Annotated in this window: 7 protein-coding genes; all 7 read left to right on the top strand. The window is 37.3% G+C overall.

Going from position 1 to position 8,947, the window contains the following annotated elements; translation table 11 throughout:
- Positions 1-1,748, top strand: a 1,748-nt coding sequence (locus A9G22_RS05160; protein ID WP_141669983.1) for a DUF2345 domain-containing protein, incomplete at its 5' end; no start/stop codon positions are given.
- Entirely contained in the window at positions 1,745-2,755 is a 1,011-nt protein-coding gene (locus tag A9G22_RS05155) for a DUF4123 domain-containing protein (RefSeq protein WP_075508476.1), read from the top strand. The genes A9G22_RS05160 and A9G22_RS05155, both read left to right, overlap by 4 nt.
- Positions 2,745-5,804, top strand: coding sequence for a T6SS effector BTH_I2691 family protein (locus A9G22_RS05150; RefSeq protein WP_075508475.1), 3,060 nt, complete (start codon positions 2,745-2,747; stop codon positions 5,802-5,804). The genes A9G22_RS05155 and A9G22_RS05150 overlap by 11 nt, the downstream gene beginning before the upstream one ends.
- A gap of 13 nt (positions 5,805-5,817) precedes the next feature.
- Entirely contained in the window at positions 5,818-6,720 is a 903-nt protein-coding gene (locus A9G22_RS05145; protein WP_075508474.1) for a putative type VI secretion system effector, read from the top strand.
- An 18-nt stretch (positions 6,721-6,738) separates the two neighbouring features.
- Positions 6,739-6,867 (top strand): hypothetical protein, encoded by a 129-nt coding sequence (locus tag A9G22_RS11645; protein WP_255306877.1) that lies wholly within the window; start codon positions 6,739-6,741, stop codon positions 6,865-6,867.
- Between the two features lie 165 nt (positions 6,868-7,032).
- Positions 7,033-7,980, top strand: a complete 948-nt coding sequence (locus A9G22_RS05140; protein ID WP_075508473.1) for a putative type VI secretion system effector — start codon at positions 7,033-7,035, stop codon at positions 7,978-7,980.
- A 19-nt stretch (positions 7,981-7,999) separates the two neighbouring features.
- On the top strand, positions 8,000-8,947 hold the full coding sequence (locus tag A9G22_RS05135; protein WP_075508472.1) for a putative type VI secretion system effector: 948 nt from the start codon (positions 8,000-8,002) through the stop codon (positions 8,945-8,947).

Here is an 8,947-nt window from a genome sequence, read left to right as displayed (position 1 = left end):
TTGAAAGTGTGTGGGATATCACCTTGCATAGTGAAGTGGTGGTCTCCTCAGTCAAGGTACAAGACTATCACTACCGTGATGCCCTCGCTGATTTACAGGGGGAAGTTAACACCCAACCCAAAGACCTCACCACCTATGGCAGCGACTACCGCTATGCCGAGCACTATCAAGGCTTAGATAGCAACGGACAGAAAAATCCACACACTCGTGGTGATGATAATCGTGATAACGGCAATAACCCTAATGAGAATAATACGCATGACGAAAATCAGATTGAAAGCGGTCAATGGTATGCCCGTATTCGCCATGAACAGGCGATTAGCCAGAAAATTATCCTCAAAGGTAAGAGTAACCGCTATCACCTTGCCCCCGGTCAATGGATTAACCTCAACGGCAGCTCGCTAGCAGATATTAATGACGGTATCATCATATTAAGTGTACAGGGGCAAGGTCACCGCAGTGATGCTTATGAACTCACCTTTACCGCCATTCCTTATCAAGCCTTAAAACCCTATCGCCCCGCGCCCATACGCTGGCCACAAGTCAGTGGTACGTTACCGGCAAGGGTCACCAGCCCCGACAATGACACCTATGGCTATATTGATACCCAAGGACGCTATCGGGTTAAATTTAACTTTGATTTAAAAGAGTGGAAAAGTGGCATGGAAAGCTTGTGGGTCCGTTTAGCTAAACCGTATGCGGGCAATACCTATGGCTTTCACTTCCCGTTAATTGACGGCACTGAAGTGGCCATCGCCTTTATGCAGGGCAATCCCGATAGGCCGTATATTGCCCATGCGATGCATGACAGTGCTCACCCCGACCTTGTCACCACCATTAACAAACACCGCAATGTGATTCGCACGCCGGCTAATAACAAACTGCGCATGGATGATAAACGCGGGCAAGAGCATATTAAACTGGCTACCGAATACGGCAAAACCCAACTTAATATCGGTCACTTAGTTAACGAAAAAAAACAACCCCGCGGTGAAGGCTTTGAGCTGCGCACTGACGAATGGGGGGCGATTGCCGCCAACAAAGGCTTATACTTAACCACGCAAACCCAGCCGAAAGCGCAAGGCAAACAGCTCGATATGCAAGCAGCCATTGCCCAACTTGAAAATGCCCTCTCTATTGCCAAAGCCCTACAAAATGCCGCCACCCAGTCCGAGGCACACAGCGCCGATACCGACAGCCAAGACCAACTTAAAGCCAACTTAAGTGAGCTGACCCAAAGTGGCATTTTAGCCTACGCTCAAGAAGGCCTGGCTCTAACCAGCCCTGAAAATATTCAACTGACAACAGCGAGCAGCCTCACCTTAACCAGCGAACATCAAACCGATATTAACGCTTTAAACAACGTCACTGTTTCATCGGGCGAGGCTATTGGCTTATTTGCCCAAAAATCAGGCATGAAACTGTTTGCCAACCAAGGTGATATTGACCTGCAAGCCCAAAACGCCAACCTTAATATGGCCGCCAAGCAAGATATTAAAGTGGATAGCGTGGATGGCAAGGTAACCATTACCGCCAAAGATAACCTCACCCTCATTTGTGGTGGCTCTTATATCAAAATTAGCAGTGAAGGCATCGAACTGGGCACACAGGATAATATCTATCTTAAATGTAATGTACAGCAAAAGATGGGACCGGCGAATAAAAAGGTAGTAAATACGCTACCTATTGGATGCCAAAGGACATTATCACAACAAACAAAAAAACAGGGGGCATTAGTTGAACTATGACTAAAACAAATAATACGCCTGAACTTTTTCTATATGAAGATGATAAATTGTCTGATGGACAAATTAGTAAAATAGCAGATGAATTAATAAAAAACGCTAAAGAAGCAGACTATTGTTATTTGCTATTAGATTTAAGCTTGCGTGATCTCAGTGATTTAGCCTTAGAAAATCACGTGTATGCATATATCGAAGATAACTATTCAAAATTGCAATTTATTCAATTTGATCACCCCATGTTCAATATTCAAAATGTGCCAGTATTACTTCCATTCAATTTAAATGAACAAATTGAAATATTAAAACAATTAATCCAGTTATCTTTTCAAGAAACAAGAACAAAAGCATTATTATCTGGAAAAGGAAGAGCAATTTGTGGTTGGTTATTTTCGAATGAAAAAATACAAGATCTAAGTGATTATATTGCTAATTTATGCATTCAAAAGCACTCAATGTCATTCAATTATTATTTGCTACGTATTTATGATCCTGCGGTATTGAGTTCTTTGTTAAGTCTAATATTGCCGCAAATTAAAGATAAGATTCTTAGTGCAACAACATGTTGGGCAGTACTCAATGGCGATGGTGTATTAGAATGTTATAAAGCGGCAAAAATTCGCTGGGAATTTGTTGTTCATCGTTTAGGATTAAATAATCAAGAAATGAAAGATATTGCAAATATTGGCATCGAAAATCAAACATTAATAAAATATCGACATAAGTATAAAAACCAACCTCGTTATCACGAAGCACAAGCAAGAGAACATATACGAAAAGCACTACTCATTGCTAATCAATACCAATTAAATGATGAACAAGATAAAGTTTTGTTTGCTTTGCATTACTTAACGATAGGTAGTGAATTTCATCGTACCCCAAAAGTTGCAGCGTTATTAAAAGAGAAAGGAACATATTACCAGAAGCGAGTTGCATCAATGACAGAAGAAGAATGGCAAGTAGCTAAGCAACAAAGTCAAGAATTAAAACTAGGAGAAAGCTATGCATTGTGATTGTACTTCATCAAAAGGATTGACAATATTGCCGGTTAATTATTGTGCTATTCCAAAAGTTGAGGGGCTTAAACTGCCGAGTTGGGCAAATCATCCAGATATTACTAAAGCTAAACTCAAATATAATTATGACTATGCATTAAGAGTAGTTCGTGAAGGTTTTTTATATCTCTTTTATGAAGAAGGTGCTAGAGGAAGTAACTATTGGGAAGTCTACAGAATAGCTGAAAATGGTAGTTTTTGGAAACAACTTTCAACCCAAATGGCAAGTGCTGAGGAAGACTGTGGTTGTGCTGCCACTTTACAAAATACAGCCAGTGCTGAATTTATTTGCATTGAACAACCAAAGCAGTGTGGCAAAGTCTGGTTAGCTTATAGTGAGCATAAATGGCAAGACGATGTGCTAGAAAACTATGAAACGAACAGTCAGTTACGCAGTGAAAGAATGACAATGATTGAGCCTAAAAACATGGCAGCAGGCGCAATAGCTGACGAAAAAGGTATCGCACAATTAAATCAACAAAATATAAAACAAATTATTGATTATGCAGATAAAGATATCAAATCAAAAATAGCCGATCCAACAATTAAACATTTTAATAATCTGGTTTCAGATGACATAAATCAATGGAATGCTAAGTTCTTAGATAACCATTGCACCGCTTATCCATGGGCCGTTGACCGTCATTTGAATAATACTATTGAATCTGTTTCACAACGTTCAACTGAACCAAGTGGTTACATTGTAGGACTAATGGATGCGGTCGGCATTGCTTATGAATTAAATGGTTGGTGTAATGAAATTGTAGGATACTTACAGCTATTTAGTGAAGAGCGTGAACATGAAATTCAATCCGATGCACTATTAACATTTTTTGAAAATAGCTTTATTCAATCCACAGAAGACGAACGACGTAAAAATTTAAATATCTATGAAGAAATGTGCAGAGAAAAAAATAATTATTGGCTAGAAGAAGTAATAAAAACAGAGGGTACTGATTGGCTACAAAAGCGTAGAGGCCAATATTACAACCAATATCGCTTTGAACCCGACATGCTAGCTGGGCTAAATAAAGGCTGTGATCTGTTTGAGGATTGGATAAAAGATTCACGAGTTGTGTCGAGCAATTATCGACGATTGGATCTTGTCATGAAACGTGTGCAAAGTAATAAAGATATCAAAGCCTATCTTAAAACTATAGCCAAATTGCGCAAAGATGCAGAATTAACCATAGCTATACGCGAATTAATGCACAAAACCGAAGTCGACAAAATTCGCACTATACCAAGAGAAGAATTTAAAAAATACCAAGCCCGAATTAATCAACCGTTAAGAGACACCTATCACCAAAAATTCGAACAAATCATGAAACAAGCAGGCTTGTTGCACGAACAGCGTAGCGAAAATGTATTTATATGGATCCAAAGCGATAATTACCTTAATGCGTTAAATGACTATAGTCAAAATAATATAGAAGACGGAATCGAATTTGAGCGTGTGGTTGTCACAGCGATAGACGGCGTGCAAGACACGAAAATAGGCAATGATATTATTGGTGAATGGATAAAAGCGCGTGAAATTCCTAAAACCAATCTACTTTGGCGAGCAGTTGCCTTTAACCAAAATGGTGCCGTTAAAGAGCTAGAAGAATTTTTACTGGATGCTGAAAAACGCAGTAAAGTCGACGGCGAAGGAAGACTGATTCACATCTTGTTCAATACGCCTAATAACTTATCTAACTTTACTGGAATTTGTCAAGAAATCAACGCCAACTTGCAAAAAAAGAAACCCAATGCCAATGTTAAATTTATTGATAAATTCGCCTACAAGCGCGATAAACTTGCCTCTATTTTAATTGGCAAATTTTTCCGTATTAAACCTATTAGCGTGGTGGTCGGCAATATGCGTATTGCAGCTGATCATATTAATCACTTTATCGCCCAAAAAATATTTATGGCAAGGGCAGGACTTGAGCCAGAAGTAGTTAACGGTGTCATGCATGAATATTACATCCGTCGGACTTGGGTCGACAGAATGAAACAATTAAACATTGATAATCGAATGTTCTCAGGCCCTTTTCCGCAAGTAGGACAAAGAGGTATGAGGGGTATGTTGATTAATAGTTACTTAAAAAACTACACTCATAATATTTTAAGAAAAGTTATTATAAAAAGAGCGGAAAAACCAGATGATATTATCATTAAAAGAAAACACGATGAAATGTGGGGTAATCATAATAACCAATCATTTGGACGTAATTTAAAAGACACAAGGCTATCTGCCGTGTTGCTTGTTTTTCAGCTACCGGTTATAGCAACGTTATTTATTCAAAAAGACAATTACAACGGCGATGAATTTACTAACTTAGTACTGTCTGCTTCATTGAGTTTGGTCAGCTCATTCACCAATGTGCTAATCAAACCTGTCGAAATTTCCTTTAAAAGTACCAAACTAGTAACAAGGTTAAGAATTGCAGGGCATTTAACCAGTGGGGTATCGTCGATATTTGGATTATTATATGCAATTCCACAGATAACGAAAGAAAATCAAGATAATATTGAAAAATCTCTAAATGTATTAAATGTAGCTGTATATGTTAGCCAGTTTATAAAATCCAGTTCAGCTCTGTTGGCATTGTCGAATAGATTGGCTAGTCGAATTATTATTAAGCAGTTTATTATAATGGCTGGGTTTAGAGTTTTTACATTTTTTGCCACATGGTGGGTGCAATTAATTTTAATGGTGGTGGATTTTGTTCGGACATTGATTGTTGATGACGATATCCAAAAATGGATTAGAGCTACCCGTTTTGGTACTCAATATGATCGTGATGTATCCCCAAATTTTGACGCAGAATTAACAGCCTTTAAAAAGCTAATGAAAATTGAAGAAAATCAAGAAAAAGTTGAACAAGCCACCGACAGCTTTTTAACTTATATTGGTTGGGATATCTCAATCTTTTCTGATTTTTCGCTTAATAATATTTTAGGCATTGATCCAGAAAGTAATTCACAGTTCCAATTAAATACTCCTTATTCACTAAATTAAGAGCGATAAGCATATGACCCTAAAATCATTTTATAAAATTCAAAATAAGATTGTAGATAGATCGTGGCGACACCCAGTAACTGATCCTGTACTGCCTTGTTGGAGTGATGAATTTACCTGCATTCGCGGAACAATAAAACGCATTGATTTACAAGAAGGAGAACGCCAATTTGAGATTGAATCATATGAAAACGTAAAAAAGAGTATTGAAAGAACTGAAAATGCAGCAAAAATAGGTGCAATTATTGGAATTATGCGGGGGCAATATGGTATGACTGGAGGAGCAAAAGTTGAACCTATTTCACGCAAGGCTAATTTTGTCAATGTACAAATTGAAAATGAAATTTATCGCGGTTGGGTTGGAGATTGTCCATTTCAACCTGGTGATGAAGTGATTGTGGTCGCTGAATGGCAATATGACCATTACGAAATTTATGCCATTGTTAAACCCGATGAACAGATGATTAGTATCTGTCCAAATTGTTGTAGGGGACGTTGGGCTTATTTCTTTTACGCATTTCCACGTACTATTCTCATGTTGTTAATTGCAATTTTGATAGATACAGGAATATATGCTCTATATGAGGGTCTTAATAAAGTTTTAGTCTTACATAAATATTATTTAAACCATCTTAGCATCGTTTCAATGGTTTTTGGTTTTATTGCCTTTATTGGTTTATATATTGCTTTAAAAGACTGTTTTAAAACCAAAGCCAAAATAGCCGAACAAATATTTAAAGCCCTAAATTGGGAAAAAGTATCATGGATTGATTTAAGGCGATTTACCAATAAAAAAGTCAGAAAATTAAGACGTCAAAGGAAGGTTAAAATTAAAAATGATAAAAACCAACCCACAATTAGGTTTTTCTCAATGCGTGATGATAATAATCTTTTTTACTATAAAAAAAATGAATAAGAAAAATGGTGTACTGACATGAGCCTAAAAATCTTTTATAAAATTCAAAATCAAATGGTCGACAAATCTTGGCTATATCATGCCACGCCACCGGTTTTACCCTGCTTGGGCGATGAGTTTACCTGCATCGCAGGAACAAGAAGATAACGCATTAAAATCAATATTCAAAAAAATATGAAGATGAGCTAGCCGAATATTACGCCGAACAAGAACGAAAACGTATCAAAGAAAATACGCCAGTATTCTCATCGAGTGATTGGCAAATTATTGATAATTGGCCTATCCCTCAATAATTATATAAGGAATTCGATTATGCCTTACGCAAAATATGATGGTAACGACCCTATCTATAACGACAAAGAGCAGCTATTAAAAAAAACCGGTATTAGTATTACCGAGCCAATCCTACCGCCCAAAAATTTGGTTAAACTAACCGGCACCCTATCCGAATTTAAAGGTCTATTTTGCTATGCTCAGCTAGGGAATCGAGCTTATCTAAGTGACGAGCAAAAACAAAAACATAACAACCAGCTTAGAAAGGGCGCACTACTTGCCACTTTAAATGGTAATAGTATTGCTGCGCTGGCTGGCTTAGGGCATGCTAATGGCAATGATCAAAATACTTATTTTCCTGCACAATATATTACCACAAAATTAAATGACACCATGACCTTAAAAGGCTGGCTCGGTTTTTATAAATTTAATGATGGTGATCAGGTCGAGGTGGTCGCCGAAAAGCACAATGACCATTATGAAGTGTATGCCATGCTTAAACCTAGTGAACAAATTATCTCGCTGATCCCATTTTGTTTTGCGGGACGTAACCAAGCATTAAAACGCTATCATTTACCCATATTTATCTTTTATGTTATTTGCGTGCTATTAATGAACTACTTTTTTTTCGATTTTAGTTTAGAAAATCTGACCATTGGTTTTGGTTCATTAGGCATAATATTCGGGATAGCTACTCTGATGGTCTATAAAAATTTTATAGCAACTCATGTGACACTTGCTGAACGAATATTTACCGTGTTGGGTTGGCGAAATGTTACTAATATCAATTTAGCCAAAATAAGTAAGCAGTATATTGCTAAATTAATAGCCCAAGGGAAATATGCAAAAGAATGCAATAATAAAATAGATGCATATATTAGACCACCTAAATTTGGTGAAGGTTGGTTTTTTTATTATTACGACCCAGAAGTGTTATGCAAAAACGGCATGTCTCCCTTACGCGTTAAAAATAAAAAAAGAGAATAATTATATAAGGAATTCGATTATGCCTTACGCAAAATATGATGGTAACGACCCTATCTATAAAGATAAAGAGCAGCTATTAAAAAAAACCGGTATTAGTATTACCGATCCAATCCTACCGCCCAAAAATTTGGTTAAATTAACCGGCACCTTATCTGAATTTAAAGGTCTATTTTGCTATGCGCCACTTGCTGATGGCGCTTATTTAAGTGACGGGCAAAAGCAAAAACACAACAACCAGCTTAGAAAGGGCGCACTACTTGCTACTTTAAATGGTAATAGCATTGCTGCGCTGGCCGGCTTAGGGCATGCCAATGGCAATGACCGCAGTAATGATTTTGATGCTCAATATATCACCGCCAAATTAAATGACACCATCACGTTAAAAGGTTGGCTCGGTTCTTATAAATTTAATGATGGCGATCAGGTCGAGGTGGTCGCCGAAAAGCACGCTGACCATTACGAAGTGTACGCCATGCTCAAACCCAGTGAACAAATTATCTCACTAGTCCCTTTATGTTTTGCCGGGCGTAACCAAGCCTTTAAACACTATCGTTTACCTATGTTTATCTTTTATGTTATTTGTGTACTATTAATGAACTACTTTTTTTTCGATTTTAGTTTAGAAAATCTGACCATTGGTTTTAGTTCATTAGGGGTAATGTTAGGGGCAGCTTTTTTTATGGTTTACAAAAATTCGCTTGCCACCCATGTAACGCTGGCGGAACGCATTTTTACCGTGTTGGGCTGGCAAGATGTCAAAAATATCAATTTAGTTAAAATAAGTAAGCAATATATTGCTAAATTAATTGCTCAAGGGAAATATGTAGAAAAGTATAATAATAAGACTGATCAATATATTAGACCATCTATGTCGGGAGTAGGATGGAGTTTTTTTTACTACGACCCAGAAGTATTATGCAAAAAAGGCAAGTCTCCCTTAGGAGTTAAAAATAAAAAAACAAAATAA

Source organism: Gilliamella sp. App2-1, from assembly GCF_001690255.1.
In the GTDB taxonomy this organism is placed as follows: domain Bacteria; phylum Pseudomonadota; class Gammaproteobacteria; order Enterobacterales; family Orbaceae; genus Gilliamella; species Gilliamella apicola_G.
Note: the sequence above shows the minus strand (reverse complement) of the source record. Positions and strands in the feature narration are given on the sequence as shown.